22 protein-coding genes and 1 pseudogene are annotated in these 26,336 nt (G+C 40.5%); 4 read left to right on the top strand and 19 right to left on the bottom strand.

The window, feature by feature from the left end:
• Nucleotide 1: 1 nt before the first annotated feature.
• From pyk to BUF11_RS03725, 15 genes and pseudogenes are all read right to left on the bottom strand, one after another.
• A pseudogene (gene pyk / locus BUF11_RS03790) lies at nucleotides 2-1,417 on the bottom strand (pyruvate kinase); the annotation flags it as partial.
• Nucleotides 1,418-1,803: 386 nt separating this feature from the next.
• Nucleotides 1,804-3,042 (bottom strand): [Fe-Fe] hydrogenase large subunit C-terminal domain-containing protein, encoded by a 1,239-nt coding sequence (locus BUF11_RS03785; RefSeq protein WP_073587431.1) that lies wholly within the window; start codon nucleotides 3,040-3,042, stop codon nucleotides 1,804-1,806.
• Between the two features lie 109 nt (nucleotides 3,043-3,151).
• Nucleotides 3,152-3,583, bottom strand: coding sequence for a Fe-S cluster assembly sulfur transfer protein SufU (gene sufU / locus BUF11_RS03780; RefSeq protein ID WP_073587430.1), 432 nt, complete (start codon nucleotides 3,581-3,583; stop codon nucleotides 3,152-3,154).
• Nucleotides 3,573-4,802, bottom strand: coding sequence for a cysteine desulfurase (locus tag BUF11_RS03775; RefSeq protein WP_073587429.1), 1,230 nt, complete (start codon nucleotides 4,800-4,802; stop codon nucleotides 3,573-3,575). The genes sufU and BUF11_RS03775 overlap by 11 nt, the downstream gene beginning before the upstream one ends.
• A complete protein-coding gene (locus tag BUF11_RS03770; protein ID WP_073587428.1) occupies nucleotides 4,786-5,883 on the bottom strand; it encodes a SufD family Fe-S cluster assembly protein in 1,098 nt (365 codons plus the stop codon). The genes BUF11_RS03775 and BUF11_RS03770 overlap by 17 nt, the downstream gene beginning before the upstream one ends.
• A gap of 34 nt (nucleotides 5,884-5,917) precedes the next feature.
• Nucleotides 5,918-7,330: a Fe-S cluster assembly protein SufB gene (gene sufB / locus BUF11_RS03765; protein WP_073587427.1), complete on the bottom strand. Its 1,413-nt coding sequence runs from the start codon at nucleotides 7,328-7,330 to the stop codon at nucleotides 5,918-5,920.
• Between the two features lie 15 nt (nucleotides 7,331-7,345).
• Complete coding sequence (gene sufC / locus BUF11_RS03760; protein WP_073587426.1) at nucleotides 7,346-8,089, bottom strand: Fe-S cluster assembly ATPase SufC; 744 nt, start codon at nucleotides 8,087-8,089, stop codon at nucleotides 7,346-7,348.
• A 230-nt stretch (nucleotides 8,090-8,319) separates the two neighbouring features.
• Nucleotides 8,320-8,490: a hypothetical protein gene (locus tag BUF11_RS03755; protein WP_175561974.1), complete on the bottom strand. Its 171-nt coding sequence runs from the start codon at nucleotides 8,488-8,490 to the stop codon at nucleotides 8,320-8,322.
• Between the two features lie 19 nt (nucleotides 8,491-8,509).
• Nucleotides 8,510-8,644, bottom strand: coding sequence for a hypothetical protein (locus BUF11_RS24915; RefSeq protein WP_278277128.1), 135 nt, complete (start codon nucleotides 8,642-8,644; stop codon nucleotides 8,510-8,512).
• 126 nt (nucleotides 8,645-8,770) lie between these two features.
• Nucleotides 8,771-9,883, bottom strand: a complete 1,113-nt coding sequence (locus tag BUF11_RS03750) for an Ldh family oxidoreductase (protein ID WP_073587424.1) — start codon at nucleotides 9,881-9,883, stop codon at nucleotides 8,771-8,773.
• 487 nt (nucleotides 9,884-10,370) lie between these two features.
• The gene (locus tag BUF11_RS03745) at nucleotides 10,371-12,248 is read right to left on the bottom strand and encodes a DUF4914 family protein (RefSeq protein ID WP_073587423.1); all 1,878 of its coding nucleotides are present in this window, start codon (nucleotides 12,246-12,248) and stop codon (nucleotides 10,371-10,373) included.
• Nucleotides 12,249-12,719: 471 nt separating this feature from the next.
• Entirely contained in the window at nucleotides 12,720-14,567 is a 1,848-nt protein-coding gene (locus BUF11_RS03740; RefSeq protein WP_073587422.1) for an ABC transporter ATP-binding protein, read from the bottom strand.
• The gene (locus BUF11_RS03735) at nucleotides 14,552-16,375 is read right to left on the bottom strand and encodes an ABC transporter ATP-binding protein (RefSeq protein WP_073587421.1); all 1,824 of its coding nucleotides are present in this window, start codon (nucleotides 16,373-16,375) and stop codon (nucleotides 14,552-14,554) included. Before BUF11_RS03735 ends, BUF11_RS03740 begins: the two co-directional genes overlap by 16 nt.
• A gap of 124 nt (nucleotides 16,376-16,499) precedes the next feature.
• Complete coding sequence (locus tag BUF11_RS03730) at nucleotides 16,500-17,738, bottom strand: sensor histidine kinase (RefSeq protein ID WP_242952306.1); 1,239 nt, start codon at nucleotides 17,736-17,738, stop codon at nucleotides 16,500-16,502.
• Nucleotides 17,735-18,469: a LytR/AlgR family response regulator transcription factor gene (locus BUF11_RS03725; RefSeq protein WP_084558428.1), complete on the bottom strand. Its 735-nt coding sequence runs from the start codon at nucleotides 18,467-18,469 to the stop codon at nucleotides 17,735-17,737. Before BUF11_RS03725 ends, BUF11_RS03730 begins: the two co-directional genes overlap by 4 nt.
• Nucleotides 18,470-18,600: 131 nt before the next feature.
• Here BUF11_RS03725 and BUF11_RS03720 point away from each other — a divergent pair, with 131 nt between their 5' ends.
• A complete protein-coding gene (locus BUF11_RS03720; RefSeq protein ID WP_073587420.1) occupies nucleotides 18,601-19,920 on the top strand; it encodes a hemolysin family protein in 1,320 nt (439 codons plus the stop codon).
• Nucleotides 19,921-20,029: 109 nt separating this feature from the next.
• Here BUF11_RS03720 and BUF11_RS03715 read toward each other — a convergent pair whose 3' ends face one another.
• Nucleotides 20,030-20,881 carry a MurR/RpiR family transcriptional regulator gene (locus tag BUF11_RS03715; protein WP_073587419.1) on the bottom strand — a complete coding sequence of 284 codons (852 nt, stop codon included), beginning with the start codon at nucleotides 20,879-20,881 and terminating at the stop codon, nucleotides 20,030-20,032.
• Between the two features lie 378 nt (nucleotides 20,882-21,259).
• On the opposite strand from BUF11_RS03715, the gene nagB reads away from it, so the two are divergent.
• The 3 genes from nagB to BUF11_RS03700 all read left to right on the top strand — a co-directional run bounded on the left by nagB (nucleotide 21,260) and on the right by BUF11_RS03700 (nucleotide 23,415).
• Nucleotides 21,260-21,970, top strand: a complete 711-nt coding sequence (nagB, locus tag BUF11_RS03710; RefSeq protein ID WP_073587418.1) for a glucosamine-6-phosphate deaminase — start codon at nucleotides 21,260-21,262, stop codon at nucleotides 21,968-21,970.
• A 10-nt stretch (nucleotides 21,971-21,980) separates the two neighbouring features.
• Complete coding sequence (nagA, locus tag BUF11_RS03705) at nucleotides 21,981-23,132, top strand: N-acetylglucosamine-6-phosphate deacetylase (protein WP_073587417.1); 1,152 nt, start codon at nucleotides 21,981-21,983, stop codon at nucleotides 23,130-23,132.
• A 109-nt stretch (nucleotides 23,133-23,241) separates the two neighbouring features.
• A complete protein-coding gene (locus BUF11_RS03700; RefSeq protein WP_073587416.1) occupies nucleotides 23,242-23,415 on the top strand; it encodes a DUF1540 domain-containing protein in 174 nt (57 codons plus the stop codon).
• Nucleotides 23,416-23,459: 44 nt separating this feature from the next.
• Here the strand turns inward: BUF11_RS03700 and BUF11_RS03695 are convergent, their stop codons facing one another.
• The 3 genes from BUF11_RS03695 to BUF11_RS03685 all read right to left on the bottom strand — a co-directional run bounded on the left by BUF11_RS03695 (nucleotide 23,460) and on the right by BUF11_RS03685 (nucleotide 26,233).
• Nucleotides 23,460-24,089 carry a DedA family protein gene (locus BUF11_RS03695; RefSeq protein ID WP_073587415.1) on the bottom strand — a complete coding sequence of 210 codons (630 nt, stop codon included), beginning with the start codon at nucleotides 24,087-24,089 and terminating at the stop codon, nucleotides 23,460-23,462.
• A 731-nt stretch (nucleotides 24,090-24,820) separates the two neighbouring features.
• Nucleotides 24,821-25,783: a S8 family peptidase gene (locus BUF11_RS03690; RefSeq protein WP_278277127.1), complete on the bottom strand. Its 963-nt coding sequence runs from the start codon at nucleotides 25,781-25,783 to the stop codon at nucleotides 24,821-24,823.
• Between the two features lie 180 nt (nucleotides 25,784-25,963).
• Nucleotides 25,964-26,233: a hypothetical protein gene (locus BUF11_RS03685; RefSeq protein ID WP_073587414.1), complete on the bottom strand. Its 270-nt coding sequence runs from the start codon at nucleotides 26,231-26,233 to the stop codon at nucleotides 25,964-25,966.
• Nucleotides 26,234-26,336: the final 103 nt, after the last annotated feature.

The raw sequence follows: 26,336 nt of genomic DNA, 5'->3' as shown, positions 1-26,336 counted from the left end.
TTCCTGCAATATGAACCTTCAGCATATTGGTAGTTCCTGATGTTCTAAGAGGTACTCCTGCTGTGATAACCGTAAGCTCTCCATCATGCAGATATCCTTGTTTCTCAACCACTTCAATAGCATGGTCAAATAATACAAAGGTGTCCTGTTCTTCTCTGATCAAAATAGGCTTAACACCCCAGGATAAGTTAAGCTGTCTGCATACATGCTTCTCTGTTGTGCATCCGATAATCGGGCAGGACGGGCGGTATTTGGATATCATTCTTGCTGTCTGTCCGGATTTGGTTACCGTAATGATAACAGCTGCATTCAAATCATGTGCTGTAGTACAGGTTGCATGGGAGATAGCGTCGGTTATGCTGGGATTCTTTTCTGTCTCCAATAATTTAAAGCGTTTCTTGTAATCAATATCCTGTTCTGTACGGATAGCGATACGAACCATTGTCTTTAAGGAATCTACCGGATAAAGGCCTGCAGCCGTTTCCCCTGATAACATAATGGCACTGGTTCCGTCATAAATAGCATTGGCAACGTCTGTTGCTTCCGCTCTTGTAGGTCTTGGGTTTTTCATCATGGAATCCAGCATCTGCGTAGCCGTAATAACCTGTTTTCCGGCATTGTATACCTTTTTGATAATCATTTTCTGAATAACCGGTACATCTTCTAAAGGTATCTCAACACCCATATCACCTCTGGCAATCATAATACCGTCGGCAGCCTCAATTATCTCGTCGATATTCTCAACGCCTTCCATATTCTCAATCTTGGCAATGATATTGGTGGTTGTACAGTTATAATCCTGCATAATCTTACGGATTTCCATAATATCTGCTGCATTTCTTGTAAAGGAAGCCGCAATAAAATCATAACCGTTTTCTATAGCAAAGATAATATCGTCTCTGTCTTTCGGACTGATAAAGGGCATAGTAAGCTTCGTTCCCGGAACATTTACTCCCTTGTTATCGGATATATCTCCGTCGTTTTTTACTGTACAGATAATATCCGTATCCGTAAGCTTATCAACGGTAAGCTCAACTAAGCCGTCATCTATCAGTATGGTAGAACCAACACTTACATCCTTTACCAGATGCTCATAATTTATATATACACACTCCTGTGTTCCTTCAATATGTCTGGTGGTCAGGGTAAATGTCTGTCCCTTGACCAATTCAACCTTTTTATCTGCGAATTTCCCAATACGAATCTCTGGTCCCTTCGTATCCAGCAGGGCTGCTATAGGGATATCAAGTTCCTCCCTGATTTGTCTTAAACGAACTAAACGGCCGTAATGTTCCTCATGGTCCGCATGGGAAAAATTGAACCTTGCACAGTCCATTCCTGCCAAAGCCAATTGTTTCATTACATCATCCTTGTCCGTTGACGGACCCAATGTACAGATTATTTTGGTCTTTCTCATGTGCTAATCCTCCTTGTGAAATTTTTGATTATTTCAAATCACCTTGGATACAGATTTCTATTTCCGCAAAATCATTTAAATTTGCCTTCCGAAAATACTCTAATCCTAAACCTAATCACCCTAAACTTAGCCGGAAAATTCATACTTAATATGATCACTCCGGTTTAAAACCACGGGATTAATCATACACCATTTTCGACAATAAATCTACAGCAAATTTTTATATTGCTTTAATTTATAGGGTACTTTACATATTTACCTTTGTCCATACAAGAACTTTACAAAGAATTAGCTTAATTTTTACCTTTTTGTGGCATCTTATACAGATTTTTATACCTGTTTTGCAAAGCAGATTGTTAATATTTTAACCATTTCTTGATATATTACTAAAAATCTCTTGTAAAGATATCGCTGTGTTCCAAAAGGCTTTCAACCGTATCAAATCCTAACCGGTGAAGAAGCTCAATCACATAAGGATTATCAATAGGCGTGGGATAAGCAGCTTTTTCACCGTAATCATTTACATGTCTTTTCCCTTCTTCTTTATCAATCATTACCTTAGGGCCGCCGACACAGCCTCCAACACAGCCCATACCTTCAAAGAAGTTGGCATCTGTTTTTCCGTCAATTAATTCATTTATCATCTGCTTACAGGCAGGAACTCCGTCCGCCTGCCTTGTCCGGACATGAATCCTTCTGTCAGGGTTTAGCCTCTCCACCGTATCTTTAACTGCTTCGCTTACTCCGCCTGTTCTGGCATAGATACGGCCGGCTCTGGAGGAGTGATCTTTTTCGCTTTCTTCCATTTTGGCCGGGTCTATTCCGGCAAATTCAAAAATATCCTGCACTTCTTGAAAGGTAAGCACATAATCAACGGCATCCTTAATATCTGCCTCTCTTGCTTCGGCTTTTTTAGCCACGCAGGGACCGATAAAAACGGTAACAGCATTGGGATGAAGCACTTTTATAGTACGTCCGCAGGCAACCATTGGGGATACCGCTCCCGGCACATGGGGCATCAAATCACGGTATACCCTGCGAATCATACCAATCCACATAGGACAGCAGCAGCTTGTAAGCTGATAATCCCTTTCTGTTACAATATTCCTGTCGAATTCCAAAGCTTCTTTTAAGGTCAGGATATCCGCAAACAGTGCAACTTCTATCATCCCCTCAAATCCCAGGTACTTGAAGGCATTCCGAAGCTTTCCCGGTGTTACGTCTTCATTAAACTGCCCCAAAAAGGCCGGTGCAATCAGTGCATATACAGGACCTTTTGCCTGATGCAGGGCAGACAGTGCCGGCAGTACGTCCTTGCTTGCCGTAAGTTTGTCCGCCTTACAGGCATCCACACAGGCACAGCATCCCGCACATAATTCCTTATCTATGATCAGCTTTCCATTTTCATCCTTTTTGATTGCTTCAAAAATACAGCTGTCTATACAGGCCGCCGGCCCATCAGGAGGACATTGACATTCTCCTATTTGGAGGATCGGAGGATATTTTTCCGGGTTCAGCAGACAGTCAAGATGATGTGGATCATATCCATTGTAATCGTTTTCTCCTTCTTTGTTTTCCACATAGTCCTTTGTCAGTCTACGGTAAAGTTCATCAAATCTTGTCATAGGCACCTCTCTTTTCTTTCCTATTATTTTATCCAAGCTACTGCAAATAAGTCAAAATGCCATAAAAAAGCTGCTGTATGCACTTTTATATGGCATTTATTATAACCCATTATTCCTGATTTTCTTTTATGCTTTCTTCTAACGTATGCCAGCCAAGCACTGCACATTTCACTCTGGCAGGCATGTGGGAGATGTCCTTTAAGGCTATGGCATCTTCCAGAACTTCAAGGTCCTCTTCTTTCATTTCATTCTTAATCATACCGGTAAAGGTTTTTGCCAGCTCTTTTGCCTCTTCTATGCTTTTTCCTTTGATTAAGTCGACCATAATCGAAGCAGAAGCCTGGGATATGGCGCATCCGCTGCCAACAAAGGAAGCATCTTTGATAATTCCGTCCTCTAACTCTAATTCCAATTCGATTTCATCACCGCAGCTGGGATTGATTCCCCTCTGGGTCTGTGTAGGATGCCCAAGATGATGCTTATTATGGTTGGAATTTGCATGTTCCCTTAAAATGTCCGAATAAATATTTTCAATTCCCAATTCCCAGCCATCTCCTTACCTTTTTAAGACTTTCTATAAAACTGTCGATATCCTCCTTTGTATTGTAAAAATAGAAGGAAGCACGGCATGTCGCAGCCACACCCATATAGTGCATAAGCGGCTGTGCACAGTGATGTCCGGCACGGATACAGACGCCGTCTGCATCTAAGAGCGAAGACACATCATGGGGATGTACCCCTTCCACATTAAAGGATATTACGCCGCTTCTGTTTTCTTTCAAATATTTTTCCCCATATATAGTAACATAGGATAATTCTCTCAATCTGTCAAGTGCATAAGCGGTAAGTTCTTCCTCTGCTGCCTTTATTTTATCATATCCTGTATCCTTTATATAGGCGATTGCCTCCATAAGTCCGATGGCTCCTCCCACATTAGGAGTACCTGCTTCAAATTTCTGGGGAAGGGGAGCAAAGGTAGCTTCCTGTTCGGAAACAAAATCAATCATCTCTCCGCCGGTTAAGAAAGGCGGCATACTCTCCAGTAAAGCCTTTTTGCCGTACAGCACTCCAATTCCCATGGGACCTAGCATTTTATGCCCTGAAAAGACTGCAAAATCCACTCCCAACGCTTCTACATCAAGAGGATAATGAGGAATACTCTGGGCACAGTCCACCACAGTAACGGCCCCCACACTATGTGCTTTTTCTACGATTTCCTTTACCGGATAGATGGTACCCAGAACATTGGATACATAGGCAAAAGCTACTATACGGGTTTTCTCTGTTATCTTGGCTTCAAGCTCCTCTTCGCTTAAATTGCCGCTTTCATCAAGGTAGAGATAGTTAAGTACTGCCTTTTTCTCTCTTGCAAGCTGCTGCCAGGGAAGGAGATTGCTGTGATGCTCCGATATGGGAATCAGTATCTCTTCCCCTTCCTTTAAAAAGCTCCTGCCGAAACTATAGGCAATCAGATTCAGGCTTTCCGTAGCATTTCTGGTAAAAATAATTTCAGCAGAGTCTTTGGCATGAATAAATTCAGCTGTAATCCTTCTTGCCTCTTCATATTTTTCTGTAGCCTTTTCACTGATATCATAAAGCCCTCTATAGGGATTGGCGTTATATTCTTTGTAATATTCCTCCATAGCATTTAAAACCGCATCCGGCTTCTGGGTAGTGGCCGCATTATCAAGATAGATAAGGGGCTTGCTCCTCTCCTTCTGATTTAGCAGGGGGAAATCTTTTCTATAAGGATTTGACATGGCTTAACCTCCTATTCACGTATTCCGATACTTTTTCTCTTATTTCTTCAGAAGGTATGTTTTGTACGGCAGGATGAAACCATGCTTCCAACATCATTTTCTTTGCTTCTTCTTCACTAAGCCCCCTGGACATCATGTAAAAGAGTTTCTCCTCTTCCAGCCTTCCGCTGTTTGCGGCATGCTTTCCGGATACGTTCTCTTCCCCGCAAAGGATAAGCGGTACGGATACATTCTTGATGTTTTTATCAAAGAGCAGTGTATACTCCCCTTCTGCACCTTCTGAACCGGAGGCGCCCCTTTTAAAATCAATGGTTCCTCTGAATATCTTCTTACTGGTGCCGGAAAGGGCTCCGTTTACCCTCATATCGCTTTTGGAATTCTTGCCATAGTGGTTAGCCACATAATTAAAATCAAGGATTCTTTCCCTGTCACCAAAATAAATGGTGTCTACATTAAGCTCACTGCCATCACCCTTTAATTCTCCGCAGATTCCGCTTATCGCATAACCGCCTCCCAATTCACACTGGGTAATCCGAATACATCCATTTTCCTCTGCCTCTGCTCCGATATTTCCAAAATGAAAGCCGGTGTCAGGAAGAAGCTGTACCTGAACCAGATTTATCACAGAAGCCTTTGCAGCTTTCAAATAAAACAATCCTCCGTGGAAAGCGTTTGCCTCTTCTTCTCCTTCATAGATAACCACCAGGGTTATTTCACTGTCCTCTTCTGCAAAAATACAGACTTCTTCTGCAAGGGCAGGGTTTTCTTTTGTCAGGCTGTACCGGATAAACACCGGTTCCTTTACCTTCCTGCCCTTTGGAACTGTAATCGTCATTTCCTGATTCTTATTTTGGTGTATGAATTCTGCTGCTTCCTCTCCCATTCCGGTAAGAGGCATTTTTTCATAAGGGAAGGTATTGTTTCTGGTTACAACTAATTCTTTTACTCCTATTCCTTCTGCTTCTATTTTTTCAAAGGGTTTGATATCCGGTATCTCCCTTAAGACCTTTAATTCGTTTACGCCCAGCCAACGGAAAGTTTTCATGGGCAGTTTGTTTGCTTCTTTCAATTCAAGTATCATATTCACCTCTTATTCCGCCGCCTATGGCGGCATTCTAGCCTATGCTGCCTTCCATCTCAAGACGTATTAACTGGTTCATCTCAAGGGCATATTCCAACGGCAGCTCCTTTGCAATAGGTTCTGCAAAGCCGCTTACTATCATCGCTCTTGCATCTGCCTCGCTTAATCCCCTGCTCATCAGGTAGAATATCGTATCGTCACTGATCCGCCCGATTTTTGCCTCATGACCGATATCTACATTATCATTGCGGATATCCATAACCGGAATAGTATCGGAACGGGACTCGGAATCTAACATCAGGGATTCACAGGATACCGCACATTTGGCACCATCTGCTTCCGTTCCCATGACTACGGCACTTCGAAAGGTTGAACATCCGCCGTCCTTGGAGATGGATTTGGAACTCATATGGGAAGAAGTATTCTTAGCAGCGTGAACAACTTTTACTCCGGTATCCAGGGTTTGCCCGTTACCGGCAAAGGTAATTCCCGTATATTCCATTTTAGCATTTTCTCCCTTTAAGATACTCATCGGATACAGGTAAGATACTCTGGAACCAAAAGAGCCGGACACCCATTCCATTGTCCCATTCTTCTCAACTGAAGCGCGCTTGGTATTCAGATTGAACATATTCTTTGACCAGTTTTCTATGGTGGAATAACGAAGTCTTGCTCCTTCCCGTACAAATAACTCTACACAGCCGGCATGAAGATTGGCTACATTGTACTTTGGTGCAGAACATCCCTCTATGAAATGAAGACTTGCTCCCTTATCTACAATTATCAGGGTATGCTCAAATTGCCCTGCTCCCGGTGCATTTAAACGGAAATAGGATTGCAGCGGAATCTCCACCGAAACACCCGGGGGAACGTATACAAAGGAGCCTCCGCTCCAAACAGCACCATGCAATGCAGCGAACTTATGGTCTCTGGGTGTTACCAGCTTCATAAAATGTTCCTTTACCATGTCCTCGTATTCCCTTACCGCACTTTCCATGTCCGTATAGATTACACCCAGACTTTTTACTTCTTCTCTTACATTGTGGTACACAACTTCTGAATCATACTGGGCTCCCACTCCTGCCAGAGAAGTTCTTTCTGCCTGCGGGATTCCAAGCCGTTCAAAGGTATTCTTGATATCTTCCGGTACTTCCTCCCATTTCAGCTGCATTTTTGTATTAGGTCTTACATAGGTAACAATATCCTCCATGTTAAGTCCTTCAAGACTTGGTCCCCATACAGGAACTTCAAGCTCCTTATATATTTTTAAAGATTGCTGCCTAAATTCACGCATCCAGGCCGGATCATTCTTTTCTAAGGATATGGAATTCACAATCCCTGAAGTCAATCCTCTGGAAGCCTTATAAGAGGCATTTACCTTATCCTTAATATCATAGATGCTACGGTTGACATCCTCTACATAGGTCTTATTCTTTACTGCTTCCATGATGTCCTCCTTTCTTTAGCTTAGAGCTAATTCCTTAAAACCGTTTTTATTCACCTCATCAACAAGGGAGGCATTACCTGTCTTAACCAGCTTTCCCTCTACGAGAATGTGGACGTAATCAACCTCCAGATATTCCAGTATTTTAGTATTGTGGGTGATAATTAACAGTGAATTATTTTTATTTTTAAATGCTTTTACTCCTTGGGATACTATTTTAACGGCATCTACATCAAGTCCTGAATCCGTTTCGTCTAATATAGCAAGCTTGGGATTTAACATAAGCATCTGAAGAATTTCTGATTTTTTCTTTTCTCCTCCTGAAAAACCTACATTCAGATATCTGTCCGCATATTCTCTGTCCATACCCAGGTTTTCCATAGTCTTGCCCAATTCCTTTCTATAAGCAAGTATCCTTAAGGGCTTTCCCTCAATTGCTGCTTTTGAGGTTCTGATAAAGCTTTCCAGATTTACTCCTGCTAACTCTTCCGGATTCTGGAAAGACAGGAAAATACCCTTTTTAGCTCTCACATCCGGCTTTTCGTATGTAATATCCTCACCTTCAAAGCTGATGCTTCCTTCCTCAATCACATATTTTGGATGCCCCATAATAGAATATCCCAGAGTTGATTTACCTGCTCCGTTGGGCCCCATAATCACATGAACTTCACCGTTATTTATATTCAAATCCAGTCCATTCAAAATATTCTTTCCGTCGGCACTAACCTTAAGTCCCTTAATTTTAAGTAATTGTTCTGACATATTATTCACCTTTGCCTTTCTTCTATTAATTCCCACTGTTTTAATACCTACTAATTTAATCCCTATTATAATACTCGGGATTAACCATTGCAAGCCCTAAAATACTTCTATTACCAATTTCAGTATATATTCCTATTATAGAAAGAAAATTGTCTCAAAACTATACCAAATGTCAGAAGAAGCCCCATGACTTTCCTGATTGTACTATCTGAAAGTCATAGGGCTTCTTTTTACCATTTACCGTCATATTTAATTGGATTTGCTTTTTCGTGCCCGCTTTTTGCCTTCCCCTGAATCTCCGGAACCGGTTTTTCTTCGTTCTTTTTCCGCTGGATTCCTATATGCTCCATCGTTCCGTGGGGTTCATCCTCATCCGGGCGCCTCATTCCTGCTTTTGCCATAGTTACCTCATTCCTGTCATTAAACATCATTGTGTTTTGCTGATTGCTTCTTTGCGTTTCTTGTCTGGTTCTGATTTTCTCTGGTTATTGGCGTTTGATTATTTGCCTTTTCCATTCGGGCTTTTTTATTATCCGGCTGACTGTCTTTTGGCATAATTTCCTCCTTCTCTATTGGTTCTGCAAGATAAGTATGCTTCCCCGAGGTTAAGGTTATTCAATCTTTCATTTATCTTATTTTTTAATTATCTTTGCGGTTTAAGGGATTTCTTCTTTTTCAAACTTATTCAAATGGGAATTTATATTGTACCAGCCCAAGTTCATCACGTATTTTAATTATTTCCCGCTGTACCGCTTCATTAATCGGAACACCGCTCTCCTTACGTTCCTGCCATATAAGATACTCTTTTTCGCCTGCCGTATAAATACGTTCGCATCCCGGCGCTTTGGCAGAACCTCGGAGTTCACGCAGAATATCCCCGCAAGTCTTTTTAAATGCTTCCAATCCTGAAAATGCTTCCGTATCTATTGCAATAAAGAAATGTCCCAGATGATAAGGTCCTTTTTTACCATTTTCATCGATACCTGTTAACCCCAGAAGAAAATTGCCCTGCTGCAAAGCTGCCGAAAGAATCTCCACCACCGTAGCATACCCATAGCCCTTATAACCGGCAAGCTCCTCTCCTATGCCTCCCAATGGAGCAAGTGCCGCATGTCCGGTATTTAAATCAGATAGTATCTGATCCGAATCGGTTTTTGGTTTACCATCCCGCCCAATTACCATGCCGGCAGGTGTCGGCTTACCAATGCGTGAATAATATTCAATACGCCCCCGCTGAGTTATTGAAGTTGCACAATCAAGCACAAAGGGAAATTCTTCATCAGTCGGCATACCGAAAGTAAGAGGGTTGGTGCCAAGCATATTCTCCACTCCAAAGGTCGGTGCAATGGAAGGTCTTGCGTTTGTCCCGGTAATTCCAAGGCATCCGGCTTTGGTTGCCATGGTTGCATAATAGCCTGCAATGCCATAATGCGTCGAATTACGTACGGTAACCATACCCATTCCATATTTTTTTGCTTTTTCAATTGCCATATTCATAGATTTTACACCGATAACCTGCCCCATACCGTCATGCCCATCTACAACCGCTGTTGTCGGCGTTTCCTTTATGACCTCAAAGTTTGTAACCGGGTTTTGAATGCCTGCTTTGATACGATCCAGATAGATTGGTTTAAAGCGGTTTACACCATGTGATTCTATTCCCCGTTTATCTGATTCCAGCAATACATCAGCGCAGATCTTTGCATCCTCTTCCGGGACACCATACCCCATGAATGCCTCTGTTACAAAGCTTGTGATTGTTTTCCAGTCAACTACATTAGATTTTACTGACATAATTCTTCCTCCTTTTTATGATACTTTCATGGATACCCTTTAACTCATTAATAAATTTAATCCAATTTATTATTGTGTAAATACTCCCCATGCATATCGCAAGCAGGCTTGCGATAATGCTCAAATAGAAAGTTTGAAAAATGGTATTGAACTATATCTATACATTTGTTGAAGTTCAGTCCGTAATTTGCCTGTTCATAAAACATGATTCAGGTAAACTGCTGTGATAACTTTATACCTGCCTTCATTAACATATCTTAAAGCAATACATAATGTCAATACACTTCTTAAAAAATTCCAGACTTTAGAATTTTTCTATAAGAAAGAGTCTGGCTTGCCAGATTCTGGCGCTGATGCGCCGTCACACAGTGACAACTTCCTTGGCGCATCATGTGCATCCTGCCCGTAGGGCTTTTTATCTTATAGGGCGTAATTTCCTATAAGATAAAATAAGGTCCCTGATATCAGGGACCTTTCATTTTCTCTATTAATATCTCATAGGAAGAATATCGCAGTAATCATCCAGAGAACCATTGTTATAGAAGCACTCAATAATCTTCTTTCCTAACGGATCAAGCTCCGGCGTATTGAATTTTTCGAGCTCAGCTTTGAAGAAATCAATCAACATCCCTGCCCCCTTATCATATCCTTCAATACCAACCTCTGCCTGAAGTTCAGGGCGAAGAAAATCTTTTCTGATATAGCGTCCGTCAATACGGATGGATTCCTGGCAATATCCAAGAATATTGCAGCGGGCTTCTGATAAATGCTCCGGTTTAAATTTCGCACCGCCGCGCCTTGCAATATATTCTCTTGCAACCCATTGAGGCATAAAGCCTACCTCATAGACACCGATATGCTGATTTGGTATCAGTACATATCTGGTATGGGGCGAATTCTTTATCTGATTTAAAAGGAGGTTAGCCTGTGTTACCATCTTGCCGGTTGCAAAGGGCCAATAAGAACCTACTCCTTCGCTTGTCATCTTATTAGTAGAATTAATGCTTGGATTATTATAGCCTCTGGGTGCTACAAGCCTCCAAAGCCATGCAAGAGCCGGAGGAAGTATATGGAACAGACCAATAACTCCATAGCTTGGCTTTTCCTTGGTACAAGGCGGTGTTCTTACGCCAAAGCTTCGGATATCCACCTCTACAAGGTCACTCACCACATTTTGTACAAATTCCCTCGGAAGAATTACTCTTGGATTCGGGCAAGGTTTACCGTCGGAATCAATGATATGCTCCCAGGGAAGGCAGGTTGCGCCTTCAATAGCCTGCATGTTGATATATACTAAAGGTCTCGGCGGCTGAATCAAAGTACTTTCCAGCTGAGGAGAATCCCCATATTTCTTTATATTATCCAGACGTAAAAACCAGCCGTCTTCTGCATCCTTTACAACTAACTTATGGCTTTCATTCTGCATGTCGGTATGGCACAATGCCATATCATCGGTAACCGGACGAAGCTCACAGGCATCGACCAATTCAATATATGTCTTTTCATTGGTAATCGTGTTCACACCAAGAACAACCTTACCATCTAATTCCCTGTGAATATTTTCAGTCATTTCACTCTTACCGCCCCCGGAAGCACCTTCGTGCATTATGACTATTTCGTTGTCATAAGGAGTGATTACCTTTACTGTGGAAGCATGGCATGTTGTCCATCCTTCATTTTCACCTATATTTAACAATACTCCATAGATACCCTTTTTTGCACTGGGACCCGGATAGAGATTATAGGAAAATACCTCGTGGACATCATCAAGCCTGTTGTGAACAACTACCTGTTTGCCGTCAAAATATGTGTGACGGAAAGGGGGTGCCAGATAAACGACAGCTCTGGGAGTGAAACCGTCTTCCATATCATTTACGCTCACAAACTCCTGCAAATCTGCCATAGCTGCGCCGAAAAACGCCGCATTAACAGGTGCAAGTAAAATAGAAGGATAACCATATTCCTTACCGCCTGACATAAAAGGAACAATAAGTAACTCCTGGTCTTTAAGCCAATTCAGGGTTGCATCTCTTAATTCCTTGAAGTCTCTGTGGTAAAGCTCCTGGTACCTTGGCTTATCCGTCCCTTTGTCATCCGATACGATAAGGCAGTCAGGATCTCTTCTTCTCATATAATCCTCTGGGTAGTTAGCAATTACACCGTTACGGCATCTTGTTACAGTAGCCTCCAAAACGGGACCTTTGCCTTCTACATCATATCTGACTTCATATTCATTTACTCCTTCGGGGCCAAAGGAAAGCGCCAGCAATTCCTCTTTTGTGGCAGGAACTATTACGCTCTTGCAACTATTTAGGATTGCTTTTACATCGTCTGAAAAATTAAATTTTTGTAACAATTCGTTCACCTAATCATCCTTTCTAACTATGTGCCATGCCTGACTATGTGTTGTGACTAATACTGACAAAAACCGATACCCTTCATTCGTTAAGGACATCGGTTCACCAACAACCTTTCTTCATTAAAAGCTGCCCTTTGCTGTCTGCTCTGCCTGCCGTCATTTTCACCAGTTTTCATTCCATAAAAGTATGCATTTTACAAACAAAATCCATATTCCCAAAAATGCCTACTTTCTTGGTGATTATACCCCATTTTTCCTTTACTGTCAACCTGACTTTTTCGGACAAAAAGCAGTGCCAATCGCATAAAAAGCCGGAAAACCCAGGCATTTCAGCGCTTGGCACAATTGTATACAATAAAACAATTTTAATTTATTAGAGTATTTATCAAGAAATCAGAAACGCTAAAATGGATTCATTTTCTATTTTTATCTATTATAAATACATGTATTTTTATAATATATATTGCATATTAATACTCATGCATAATACTTTGCCTGAGCTTTCCAAAGATTTGTATAGATTCCATCCTGCTTAAGAAGCTTATCGTGACTTCCTCTTTCTGCTATTTCCCCTTTTCTTAAAACCATGATATCATCACAGAAACGGCAGCTGCTCATACGGTGTGATATATAGATACTTGTCTTATCCTGTACAAGTTCGTCAAACCGGGTATAGATTTCATACTCACTTAACGGATCCAGGGCCGCCGTCGGTTCATCCAGTATAACAAAGGGTGCATCCTTATAAAGCGCTCTGGCCAGAGCAAGCTTCTGTGCCTCTCCTCCGCTTATATCTTCACCCCCGTTTTGAATCGTATAAAGGTTTGTATTTAATCCTGCCTTTTTCTTTTGTACCCACTCCTTCATTCCCGCCTGTTTAAGGCACTTAAAAAGCTTCTCCTCGTCCCATTCCTTACTTGCTGCTATATTATCCCCTATAGGAAATGCAAAGAGCTTAAAGTCCTGAAAAACAATACCAAAAAGGCTTAAATATTCCCGGTAGTCATATTTTCTGATATCCACGCCATTTAACGTAATATAACCTTCCGTAGGATCATAAAGGCGGCATAAAAGCTTAATAAAGGTGCTTTTTCCTGCTCCGTTTTCCCCTACCAGAGCCATTTTATCTTTCAGGCGGATTTTACAGGAGATATTATTCAGAATCTTCTCCCGGCTGCCCGGATAGGCAAAGCTCACCCCTCGAAATTCAATTTCATATACATTGTCCAGGCGCTTTTCAATGGGTATGCTGCCGGTTTCCCTTTTATTCTCAAGCTCTAAAAATTCAAGAAAGCTGGACATGTAACCGCATATCTCTTCAATATCTTGATTGTTTCCTGCAATATCTGATAAAGCCGTATTAAATTGTGTCATTGCCCCCACATATTTAGCAAAGGAACCGATGCTTACTGCTCCTGTCAGAACCTTAAGGAACACTAAAAGGTAAGAAAATGCCGTAAAGATGCCGCTGGCGCAATTACTTAAGGTATCGGATTTTTTGTACATAGTAACCATTTCTTCATAGACCTTACGGGTAATCTTTCGCCAGACACCGTATCTTTTCATAATCATTCCCTTCATGTCAGAGATACGGATAACCTTGCCCTTGGTATAATCCATAAACACCTGGCTTAGCATATAGCCAAGCTGGTGTTCGGCTTTTACATGGCTGTTTCTGTTAGCCTCCTGTTTTTTTGCAAGCCCCTTACTTATCCCTCTTTGCCATAGAATAACCACACCAAGCGCACCGGCAAAGAAAAGTACGGACATACCGGGTGATACGGCCGCTCCCAGTAATCCTCTGCTTTCAGGCTTTCGGAAACAAAGGATAAATATCATAGCAATGGATAATATTACCGATAGCAGGGCTGTAAAAATATTCTGGTAGCATTTCATGACTTGCTCAATCCCGCCATAAAGCTTCATGGCAAATTCTGTAGTATTAATTTTTTCCTGCACACCTGCATTTTCCATGGTTTCAAGATCAAGTGCCAAAGCCTTTTCTCTTATCAGGTATCTTATGCTAACGGCAGAGGCCTTTCCCTTATAGTCAAGTGTCTGACTCAATAAATCCGCTAACAGTCCAAGTAAAAGATTTATTCCTATCAAAAGAATGGCAGTATGCAGAGCTTCTTTGTATTTACTCTGTGTAAGGCAGTCTATTATCCATGCAAAAAGAAAAAATCCAGAATAAGGGATAGCAGTCTGTAGAAGGGAAAGCAGCATGGAAAGAGGTATAATATCAGGATCTGTTTGATGTAAAAGCTTCATGAGCCGAAAACCCGTTTTGTGATGGCTGTGTTTATTCTTTACTCCACTGCCCATATCTTCTCCTCCTTTCTGTCTTCCTGATCCATGTAATAGTGGGCCTGCACCTTAAACATCGTGCAATATTCACCCTGTTTCCCCATTAATTCTTCATGGCTTCCTTCTTCTATAATTTCACCGTCTTTTATAAGGAGGATCCGGTCACAGAATCTGGTCGAGCTTAACCGGTGGGATATGAATACACTGGTCTTTCCCTCTACAAAGCTATTGTATTTTTCATACATACTGCTTTCTGCAAGAGGATCAAGAGCTGCTGTCGGCTCATCCAGGATAACTACCGGTGCATCCTTATATAATGCCCTGGCTAACATCAGTTTTTGCATTTCTCCGCCGGAGAATAAGATGCCTTCCGTATCCAGCTCTTTTCCCATAGAGGTTTCAAACTTCCCGGGCAGACGCTCTATCCGTTGTAAAAGGTCCGCCCCCTTAAGACTGTCGATAAACCGTTCTTCATTGACTTCCTCCTCCGTCTGGCAGGTTACATTATCCTGTATGGAGAAGGCAAAACTGAAAACCTCCTGGAATATAACTGCAAATTCTTTGAAATAAACCTTCTTCGGTATAGTACTTATGTCCACACCATCCATGTAAATTACTCCTTTTGTGGGAGCGTAAAGTCCGCAAAGAAGCTTGACCAGTGTGGATTTGCCTGCTCCGTTCATTCCAACTAAAGCAGTCTTCTCACCGGGTTTTAATACCAGGCTTATGTCCTTAAGGGCGGGTTTATCACTCTCCGGATAATAAAAGCTTACATCCTTAAGTTCAATGGTATGCTTCTTTAAAAGAGGCATATGAACACTGCTTTCATCTCCCTTAACACCTTCATGAAAAGCACGATAATCATTCACTATGTCACTGTTAATCCCGAGTTCATGTATACTGCTAAATATCTCCCTTATCCAGGTGCTGAAACCCGCTGCGACTCCCAGATATAAAAGAAACGCATCCAGAGGCATTCCCTTTGTCATCCGGTAAATCAAATACAGATATAAAGCACCTTCTCTGATAAAATAAGTCAGCCGCTCCAGTACGTTCTGCATATAATATCTAATGTACTCCTTCTTAAACCATCCAAGCCGTTCTGCCTTTAATTCACCGTAAGCTTTCCTAAACCACTCCCCCATGCCATAAATCCGTATGTCCTTGCTGTTTCCGATATCAATAATCTGTTCGTTCATATATCGGATTTTCTTATCCACAGGCGTCCAGTCATCCTTATGGTTGTCCAGCCATTTACGGTTACGCTGGTTCATGATTCCGTTTAGAACTGCCATTATAATAAGCAGTGCCAGAATCCAAGGGTTTAAACTGGCAGATATAACAGAATACACCGTAAACCCCAATAGATTGGTAAGAAGAATCATATTTTGGTTTAGTACTGCTTCTGCTCCGACGTTATTCCCCTCATAAAAGGCTCTTTCTGCTTTCTGCAGCCTGTCCCTTCTTTTAGGATTTTCAAAATCGGCATACTCCATTTCCAGAATATCTTCCAACAGCTCATCACCCATATCAATACGAAATAGAAAAGTAATCCCATATATCTTTGCATTTAGAAAGGCCAGCAGGGTCTTAAGCAGAAACACCGCAAGAGTAAAACCTGCCATAAGGAATACCGACTGCCTGATATCTCTGTCAGATAGATACAGCCTGACCGCAAGCCCCGGAAGAGCAACCGTTAGCAATGGCAGAAAGACTGATACCGCAATACGCAATAATGCCAGTGGTAAATAGCGTTTCCCTTCATAAAATATTAATTTTCGCAGCAGATACAAGATATTTTGTAAGATAGTATACTTTTTATTCATATGTAGTCCTGGCAGTCCTTTCCCTTGTGGTTTCATAACCGGTTGTTTAAGACAACTATAGCATAATTCATGTGACCGGCATGTCCATCTGCACGAAATGCTTCTATACTGCACGAAATGCAAATTAAAAGTCTGCCTCTCCCTGATTTACCAAGTCCTTTATGGGAAGCGTAACCTCTGCCGCAAAAATTCCCGGCTCATTCTGAAGGTTTAAAAAACCCTCGTATTTATCTGTTAGTGCTTTCACCCTCTTAATGCCAAATCCATGGTTACCCCTTTTATTTGATATATAATTTCTTTCATTAAAATCCGGTTCTTCTTTTGCCGAATTCTGGACGGATATATAAAACTGCTTCTTTATAACCGAAATATAAACCCTTACAAAACGTTCATTTTGCTGTATCTGCCCGCAGGCTTCCATAGCATTGTCCAACAGGTTGCCAAGGATTACACATAAATCCACCTCCTGCAAAGGAATGTCACCGGTCAGCTCTGTCTTACAGGTAATAGAGATTCCGCTTTTCTCCATCAGGGACAGCTTACTGTTTAAAATGGCATCTAACATCAGGTTTCCTGATTTTACATAGGCATCCACTCTGTTAAGTTCCTGCTCCAATTCACTCAGGTATTGCTCTAACTCTTTTTTCTGATCAAATGTAAGGTAGGCCTTCATTACCTGCAAGTGATTATGGTAATCATGGCGCCACCCTCTCATATTCAGATAAATATTCTTAATTTCTTCATATTGATGCTTTAACACTTCTTCTCTGAACTTTTTACTGTCTTTTTCAAAGCCTTTCTGAAATCCGGTAAAGGAATTCTCAAGCAATATAAAAATCAGAACAGCAAGAACTGTCACTGCCTCATACAAAAAAGACAGGCTGCCAGCTCTTATTCCCTCTGTGGATTCCCTTCCGGTAATAACTCCCATATTTCCAAGCACAGCCGCTATTCCGCCAAATACAAGGGCCGTTATGATAAGGTATCCCTTTGCCTTGTTACTTCGTTTAACCGTCAAAAGGAAAAGGCAGAGCCACAGAAGAATAATTGTCATTACCTCCTCTGTAAAGAATTCTGCTTTGCCTGCAAAAAAACATCCTGCTGTCATAAAAGCACCGGGGGCTATAAGGTAATGCCAATTAAGAGAGAAAGGCTCTTCATCATAGCAATAATCATATATTATCAAAACCAGCGTTATGACAGCCCACACACCTTTAAGACTGGTCAGAGAAAAAAGCATTAAGAAAGAAGTGCAGGTAAGAAATAATACCACTGCCCTTGCTCTGCCCTTTTTAACATTCCCGCTCTGATAGAGATAATAGATGTAAAGAAGCAGCCAGATAATTTCAAGTAATACGCTCATAGGTAATCCCTTTCCAGGCATCTGCTTCTGTGGTAGGCTAAATAAGCTCTGTTTAAGCTTTCCCACTGTCCCCTGGCAATGGGTATCTGTATGCCCTCTACTGTAACCTCTTTCTTCGTGATACACTCTACCTTTGCAAGATTTATGATATAAGACCTGTGAAGCCTGAAAAAACCAACCTCTTTTAACTCTTCCTCATAAATGCTTATTCCCTTATTGCTCCGGTATTCCCGTTTGTCTCCATAAAAGTAAGTATAATGTCCTGCACTTTCTATGTAGGATATATCATATAGTGAAACTTTTTGAAGGGTATTTCCATCCTCCAGAATAATGCAATGATTTTTACGAAGTCTTTCAAGAGCAAGAGTAAGGCATCGAAAGAGTTCCTCCTCTTTTACCGGTTTTAGCAGGTAGGACACCGCTTCTACCGAATATCCTTCAAATACATACTGTTTCATTCCGGTTACAAAGATATACTGTATCTTACTGCCTTCCCTGTATAGCTTTTTCGCCAGCTCCATTCCATTCATTTCTTTCATCTGTATATCCAGAATCAGAATATCTGTCTTCTGGTCCGCTTCATAATCAAATAAAAAAGCTTCCGCACTGTTATATTTTTTAAGAATGCAGGTTGTCCCCGTATCTTTACTCCAACTGGTTATGTACTCTGAAAGCAGTTCTAATTCTGCCTTAACATCATCACAAACCGCAATATACATAAAAGTATCCATTTACGATATCCCCGCTTTCGTACTTTTGGATATATTGTAATACGAAAACAATAATGGTACAACTGGCTATTTACCTTTTCCTGTTTTTGTGCTATAATGGGTACAAAATTTTTTTAGGAGGAATAGTTATAATGGATCCTGACCCTGACGGGGATAGTATCTTAATTCAGATACTAATACTAATTATTATTACAATTATCAATGCATTTTTTTCCTGTGCCGAAATGGCTATGGTATCATCAAACAAAAACAAAATTAAGCGGCTGGCTGATAATGGCAACAAAAGAGCTGGTCTGGTTCAGAAAATCATGGAGGAGCCCACCAAGTTCCTCTCAACCATACAGATTGCAATTACCTTAGCAGGTTTCTTCTCCAGTGCATCTGCAGCTACCGGTTTATCCGGACCTCTGGGACAATGGTTTTTAAAGCTTCATATCCCCCACGGTGATGAATTATCATTTTTTGCAGTAACACTGATTCTTTCTTATTTTAACCTGGTATTTGGTGAATTGGTACCAAAAAGGATTGCACTTACAAAAACGGAAGAAATCAGCATGTTCGTCGTAAAACCTGTTAACACGATGTCTAAGATAACCTCTCCATTCATCCGTTTTCTTACATTTTCAACCAATCTTGTTATGAGAGTATTCGGATCAAAGGATGTTATTCAGGAAGATGTTTTATCCAGGGAAGAAATCAAATCAATGATTGATGAAGGACAGGTACACGGTGTTCTGAATGAAAATGAAAGGGAAATGATTAATTCTATTATCGAATTCGATGATAAGCTGGCGAAGGAAATTATGACTCCAAAGGTTAATATCTTTGCCATTAATATTCTGGATCCTGCCGAAAATTATCTCGACAAGCTGCTCGATACCAAATACTCCCGTATTCCGGTATATGAGGACGATATAGACAATGTAATCGGTATTTTATATTTTAAGGATTATATGAAGGAAGCTATTAAGGTAGGTTGTGACAAAGTGGATATCCGTTCTATTTTGACAAAACCTTATCTGGTTCCTGACAGCAAGAATATATATGAGCTATTTAAAGAGCTTCAGGTCTCCAAAAACCATATCGCTGTTCTAATTGATGAGTATGGCGGCTTCTCAGGTATCGTCACCATGGAGGATTTGGTTGAGGAGGTTATGGGTGATATCGAAGACGAATACGACACCTACATTCCAAAGATTAAAAAGCTGGACAACTCCACCTATCTGCTGGACGGACTTCTTACTATAGACGAGCTTAACGAAGAACTGGATTTAGACATATCTTCGGATAATTACGAAACCATTTCCGGTTTTCTTATTGATACCATGGGGGCAATTCCCAGTGATGACGAAGACCGTACCATAGAGATTGACAATCTGGTGTTTAAGATACTCTCTGTAAAACAAAAAAGAATTGATAAGATTAAACTATATATTAGTACTTCTGCCTGATAACGGCAGAAAAATCAAAAAAGAAGTCCTCTGGTTTTTATTACAGCCAGAGGGCTTCTTCCGTTATTTAAATTACTTTGCAGCAGTTTTTTGCTGACCAGAATTTTATCTACAGCAGCTTGGTGGCTATCGCTTCTGTCGTCCTTGCTTTATTCTCCACGCATTGGTTAAAATGCTTTATAAAATACTGCAGGTACAAAACCTCCAGAATATATAACTGAACGACCGAAGTGGTGGAAGCTCCTCCATCCAAAGGTCCTTCATTGGAACCGCACAAAAGGACTGCATCCGCTCCCGCCGTGAGGGCCGTTTTGGCAAAATGGGTTATAATAACGGAAGGGCATCTGTTCTGCTTTACCAGCTTGTGAATCTCTATCATATCCTTTGTAGAACCCGAATAGGAAAAAATGACGGCTAAATCCCTGGAATCCATGAGAGAAGCAGCCATATGCTGCATATGGGTATCTCCCACAAATTCTACATTCGGAATAATTCTCATGAATTTCTGTTTTGCTTCCAGAGCGATAGCACCGGAAGAACCCACACCAAAAAAATAAATCCTCCTGGCAGCAGACATTAAATCGACTGTCCTTCCTACATGATTAAAATCCAGCATCTGAAAGGTTTCTTTCAGCCCTTCTATATGGGCGGACAGTGTTTTTTCACAGATTGTCCTTGTGTCATCACCGCCTTCAATAATTCCTGCTATGCTTTCCTTTTCACCCTCATTTTTTGTGATATCCTGCGCAAGAAGCATTTTAAATTCCTGATATCCATTAAGCTTTAATTCTTTACAGAAGCGAAAAACTGTAGTATCTCCGACGTTGCAGTTTACCGCTAAATCCGTTATAGAAGTATACAGTACCTTCCTGGGGTTTGCAAAAATATAATCTGCTACCTTTTTTTCTGATTTTGTAAATTTCGAATAATTCTTTTCAATTCTATCGAGTATCCCACTCATTTCAACTCATTCCTCCCTGAAGCAGTCAGCCTCTCTCAACAACTGCTGATGATTTCCGTAAGTTTCTTTGTGATTTCCTGTGGCCTTGTTATCGCAGCGACAATGACTCAGGAAGCTTAATACAAGCTGCAAAGCTGATTATATGTTCTAATTCAGATAATAAACTATATTAATTTTATCTTTCCCTTTCCTCCATGTCAATAAGGAGCTGTATCCGAACTAAATGAATGGCATAAAATTTATGAAAATTATTTCTATAAATTTTTGAAAATTATTTTTATTTGCCTTGATTTTTTCCATTACTTAAGCTACTATTATATCAGAAATACAACTTATAACTTTTATTTACTCTAATTTTACTATGTGAGGTACACGATAATGAACTTGATAAAAGCCAACGGCTATAAGGATTTAAGCAGAAAAGCAGCAAATGTAATTTCTGCACAGGTTATCATAAAACCTACCAGTATTCTTGGTCTTGCGACAGGCTCCACTCCGGTAGGAACTTATGAGCAACTTATTGAATGGTATCAAAAAGGCGATATTGATTTTTCCAAAGTGACATCTGTCAATTTAGATGAATACTGCGGTATTTCCCCTGATAATCCGCAGAGCTACCGTTATTTTATGAACCAGCATTTCTTTAACCATGTCAATATCAAATATGAAAATACCAATGTTCCCAACGGACTGGCTGATGACATGGAAGCAGAATGTGTCAGATACGAACAGCTGATTGCCGATCTTGGCGGTATAGACCTGCAATTATTAGGAATCGGTCACAACGGACATATCGGTTTTAACGAACCGGACAGTTCTTTTGAGAAAACTACCCATGTAGTTGAATTAAATGAAACGACCAGAAAAGCAAATGCCCGCTTCTTTGAAACCCTTGATGAAGTGCCTAAAAGGGCTGTAACTATGGGTATCAAGTCCATTATGCAATCCAAAAAGATTCTTTTAATTGCCAACGGCCCTGATAAACAGGATATCATACAAAAAGCACTCTTTGGTCCGGTAACTCCGGAAATCCCTGCTTCTATTTTGCAGTTCCATCCTGATTTAACAGTGGTCTATTCATTTGAATAGGAGGTTCCATATGATATTAAGAAATGCATCCGTATTCGTTGACGGAAAATTCATTCCTTCTGATGTCACAGTTTCCGATGGTGTTTTTCAAAACATCCAAACAAAAGAAGAAGGAACTACAGGCTTAGAGAAACAAGAAGAAGCAGATTCCTATGATTTAAGTGATAAGATTATTATTCCGGGTTTTATTGAGCTTCACTCCCACGGCTGCGTTGGTTATGACTTCACTACTTCTGCTCCCGACGAGATTGAAAAGATGTGCGAATTCTACAGTGAAAACGGAATCACCTCGATTCTTGCTACCACTATGACCATCGGATATGATACATATAAGAAGGCCATGCAAAACATCAAAGAGGCTTGTGAGAACCATACAAAGGGCAGCAGAATTATCGGTATTAATATGGAAGGTCCTTTCCTTGGTGCCTCTAAAAAAGGTGCTCATGATACCAGATATCTCCTTTCCATAAATGAGCAGAAATATGAAGAGCTGAACGAGTTATCCGGAGACAGAGTACGTATTATCGACCTTGATCCCGATTTGCCCGGTGCTATTCCATTTATAGAAAAGTACAGCAAAAAGAAAGTGATTTCACTGGCTCATACCTCCTGTACTTACGAAACTGCCGTTACAGCCATTGAGGCAGGTGCTACCCATGTTACCCACCTGTTTAATGCCATGAACGGACTTCATCACAGAGCTCCCGGAATTGTTGGTGCCGTATCGGATTACCCTGTAAATGCAGAAATCATCTGTGACGGTATCCATATCCATCCTTCCGTAATGCGCCTGGTATTTAAAGCTTTCCCTGAAAAATTGCTTCTCATCTCCGATTCTATGAGTGCTGCCGGATTAGCCGACGGACCTTACGAACTGGGCGGTCAGAAAGTAACGGTAAAAGACGGAAAAGCGACTTTGGATGACGGTACTATAGCAGGCTCCACTACAACCATATATAAAGCTTTCAAAAAATGTATTGAGATTGGTATTCCGGTTGAAGATGTTGTTCTTAGTGCTACCCTCTATCCTGCAAGAGCAATTCATGCAGAGAACGAAATTGGCTCCATTGCTGTAGGAAAACGTGCTGATTTTATCATTATGGATAAAAATTACAATATCGAAAAAGTATATTCCGGCGGAAAATTACTTGTATCTCATTAACAATATATAACTGAATAAAAAAAGGTAAAAAGTACATTCTAACTACTGCAAAGAATTTTTAAAATCTTTCGCCAAAAATCATTGTGCCCATTTGAAAGGAGATTTAAAGATGGATGTTAATTCAAGCATCGGTTGCAGTGTAACAGAATGTCAATATCATGCCGGCAAGTCACAGCATTGTACACTGGATAAGATTATGGTCGGTAAAAATGAGTCCTACACTTCCCAATCTGAAGATACGGATTGTGAATCCTTTAAAGTAAAAGAAAACAAAACTTACTAAAATAAAAACAGGAATGGATACAACTCCATTCCTGTTTTTATTTATTAGTTTTTATTGCTGTCTTTTTCTTTTTTCTTCTTTTTATAAAACCAGAATACAAATGCAACAAACAACACTCCAAGTACTATAATTGTGATATGAGTAAAGGTATCCGTCTTTTCAACTATCTTCTCCCATGAATCGCTTGCTGCCTTTCCTAACAATACCAAAACCGTATTCCAAACCAATGAACCTATAATTGTAAACAAAAAGAATATTCCAAAATTCATGCCCGACATACCTGCCGGTATGGATATAAGGCTGCGGACAATGGGGATACAGCGGCATATTAACACTGTTACCTTTCCTTTGGTATTAAACCAATCGTATGCCTTACCGATATCCTCTTTCTTAAGGTGCAGTACCTTTCCTATCTTGCCGTCCAGAATCTTTTCCATTCTTTCCATAGATAAGATATTTCCGGCACCATATAGAATGGCGGCTCCCAGTAATGACCCAATAGTGGCAAAGAATACAACTCCCGGCACTGTCAAAGTGGTACGAGTAGTCATAAAGCCTCCAAAGGTCAATATGACTTCAGAAGGTATTGGCGGAAAGACATTTTCAAGAGCAATTAAAAATGTAATTCCCAGATATCCGAATTGATCCATAAAGTTAATAATCCAATTTGTCATATAACGTATCTCCAATTTCCAATCTATTCAAGTTGTACATTAATTTATTATATTGTATTGCCTCTTAGATTACAACCTTCATTTACAATGTTCAAAAAAATTAAGTTTTAAGTATATAATCTTTTAAATAATACATAATAGAGAGTGGATAGCAAATCAAATACCTTCCTTTTAAGAACATGAACCTGATGCAAGTATATTTTGTTAACGAGTAATGTCTTGAAGGGAACCAAAAGGCATTTGTGCAGTTGTCCTTCAATATAAAATTGAAAATACAGTTTCATCCCTTTCTGTATACAAACTAAAAATGGGATACTAACAGAAGGGCCTTCTAACGAAATCTCGTTACGGAAGGCTCCTTTTGTATTCTTATCCCGTTTCCCATTATTTTCATTGAATTCATTGAATAAGAAAATCCATCCGGTACATAATAAGGGATGGATACAAAAGCAAATGAGAAATAAAGCAAATTGCTTTTTCTATCAGATGCCGCCTGTATTCCATTGACGAAGAGATAAAACCTGCAGTATGTCTCGGACTGCAGTGTAACCCCATAACAGCAAATTCAGGAGATGGTTAAGTTGGACTGGCTAATGTCATGAAAATGAATACTGTTCGATTAAATTCGCTTTAAAAGGGTATTTTTCAATTACAACTGAATATTGGAAAGAGACAACGTGATACGAGGCAGGAAATCATATTTCCTGCCTCGTATTTTGTCATACTGTTTATTATTCTTTAGATAGGTCTAATAAACCATTTCCCTGACTCTTCTTATCAAATCCCAAATTTACTGTTTTCTTTATAAGCTGGGCATATAGCTCTGCTTCGGTAAGTGTCCTTTGGAAATTGCTTTCACTTGCATTAATAATAAGTGCGGCTGCTCCTGAAACATGAGGAGTTGCCATGGAGGTACCACTTAAAGTAGCGTATTTTCCTCCGATATAAGTGGACAGTATTCCGACACCGGGAGCTACCAGATCCACATTGTCATTGCTGTTACTAAAACTTGCCATCTTTTTATTAAAGTCTACCGCTCCAACAGCAATTGCTTCATTATAAGCAGCCGGATAGCTGTATTCATTGGTCCTGCTGTTATTATCTCCTTCATTTCCGGCAGCGCAGACAACCATAATATTATTAGCAACTGCATTTTTTACTGCGTCATGAAGCTTTGCTACATCACTTGGCCCGCCAAGGGACATGGATATTACTCTTACCTTCTCGCCCTTGCTTCCTCTCCAGGCTGTGGCATAATTGATACCGTCAATAATATTCTGATAGCTGCCGCTTCCGTTCTTATCCAGTACCTTAACAATCAAAAGTTTAACAAGGGGAGCTGCCCCTACTACACCGGCATTATTTTCAATTGCAGCGATGGTTCCGGCTACGTGGGTTCCATGCCCGTTGTTATCTTCATATTTATTGGGATCCTTGCTGTAATCGCTGGTAAAGTTCCTTCCGCCGACAATTCTTCCGGCAAGGTCAGGGTGGCCAGTCTGGCAGCCCGTATCAATAATAGCAACTACCACACCCTCTCCTTTCTTTGCTTCTTCCCAAAGATACGGTGCATTAATCATCTGTATTCCCTGGGGTATTTCGCTGGCACTCTCATGAACCTTCTGTACTTCAAATGGTATTAATCCGACCCTTTTTTTCTTCCAATCCGTATGAAATTTACTGATAAATTTCAAAACGCATTTTCCTTTCTATTTTTGCTCTTCCCGGTTTTCGCGCACAAGAAGGCCCGGTGACAGAAAATGTAAGGGTTTTATCCGCACAACCTCACTAATTTTCTATCACCTATATTAGTATATTAATTTTGTCGAATTTTGTACCATCCGGGCGAATCAGAATGCCCCATCCTCTCTCTTTTATTTACTCTCCTGCCCTTTTTGTTCAACATACAGGGTACCGCTTAAGATTAGTATAATTGTAATAACCGATAGAATCACAACAGGGGAGCGCCCTGCCTCGGTATTAATATCTTCATTTGCAGGCATGACAGATTCTGTCTTCCTATCCATTGCCGAATATGCAGACTGTTTTCCCGAAAAAGAGTTGGCTGTAGTATTGTAAGAAATAATCATGGCGGCAGCAGTTAATAACAGTGCCAGGCTTATGCCAATCATAACAAGTAACATTGGATTATATTTTCTCATATAGATACTTACCGGACCTTTCTTTTTTATTTTCTATAAAGTTTTCTTTGTAACCATTAGACGAGAATCTATTCTCTTTTGTTCC

It is taken from the genome of Anaerocolumna xylanovorans DSM 12503 (assembly GCF_900143645.1).
GTDB classification, from domain to species: domain Bacteria; phylum Bacillota; class Clostridia; order Lachnospirales; family Lachnospiraceae; genus Anaerocolumna; species Anaerocolumna xylanovorans.
The sequence above is the reverse complement of the archived record's forward strand: the minus strand, read 5'-3'. Positions and strand labels throughout refer to the sequence as shown.

Coding starts and splice junctions, on each gene's coding strand:
- BUF11_RS03785 (WP_073587431.1), bottom strand. CDS start 3,042: ATGACAAGATTTGATGAACTTTACCGTAGACTGACAAAGGACTATGTG.
- BUF11_RS03775 (WP_073587429.1), bottom strand. CDS start 4,802: ATGTCAAATCCTTATAGAAAAGATTTCCCCCTGCTAAATCAGAAGGAG.
- BUF11_RS03770 (WP_073587428.1), bottom strand. CDS start 5,883: ATGATACTTGAATTGAAAGAAGCAAACAAACTGCCCATGAAAACTTTC.
- sufB (WP_073587427.1), bottom strand. CDS start 7,330: ATGGAAGCAGTAAAGAATAAGACCTATGTAGAGGATGTCAACCGTAGC.
- sufC (WP_073587426.1), bottom strand. CDS start 8,089: ATGTCAGAACAATTACTTAAAATTAAGGGACTTAAGGTTAGTGCCGAC.
- BUF11_RS03755 (WP_175561974.1), bottom strand. CDS start 8,490: ATGGCAAAAGCAGGAATGAGGCGCCCGGATGAGGATGAACCCCACGGA.
- BUF11_RS24915 (WP_278277128.1), bottom strand. CDS start 8,644: ATGCCAAAAGACAGTCAGCCGGATAATAAAAAAGCCCGAATGGAAAAG.
- BUF11_RS03750 (WP_073587424.1), bottom strand. CDS start 9,883: ATGTCAGTAAAATCTAATGTAGTTGACTGGAAAACAATCACAAGCTTT.
- BUF11_RS03740 (WP_073587422.1), bottom strand. CDS start 14,567: ATGGGCAGTGGAGTAAAGAATAAACACAGCCATCACAAAACGGGTTTT.
- BUF11_RS03735 (WP_073587421.1), bottom strand. CDS start 16,375: ATGAATAAAAAGTATACTATCTTACAAAATATCTTGTATCTGCTGCGA.
- BUF11_RS03730 (WP_242952306.1), bottom strand. CDS start 17,738: ATGAGCGTATTACTTGAAATTATCTGGCTGCTTCTTTACATCTATTAT.
- BUF11_RS03725 (WP_084558428.1), bottom strand. CDS start 18,469: ATGGATACTTTTATGTATATTGCGGTTTGTGATGATGTTAAGGCAGAA.
- BUF11_RS03720 (WP_073587420.1), top strand. CDS start 18,601: ATGGATCCTGACCCTGACGGGGATAGTATCTTAATTCAGATACTAATA.
- BUF11_RS03715 (WP_073587419.1), bottom strand. CDS start 20,881: ATGAGTGGGATACTCGATAGAATTGAAAAGAATTATTCGAAATTTACA.
- nagB (WP_073587418.1), top strand. CDS start 21,260: ATGAACTTGATAAAAGCCAACGGCTATAAGGATTTAAGCAGAAAAGCA.
- nagA (WP_073587417.1), top strand. CDS start 21,981: ATGATATTAAGAAATGCATCCGTATTCGTTGACGGAAAATTCATTCCT.
- BUF11_RS03700 (WP_073587416.1), top strand. CDS start 23,242: ATGGATGTTAATTCAAGCATCGGTTGCAGTGTAACAGAATGTCAATAT.
- BUF11_RS03695 (WP_073587415.1), bottom strand. CDS start 24,089: ATGACAAATTGGATTATTAACTTTATGGATCAATTCGGATATCTGGGA.
- BUF11_RS03685 (WP_073587414.1), bottom strand. CDS start 26,233: ATGTTACTTGTTATGATTGGCATAAGCCTGGCACTGTTATTAACTGCT.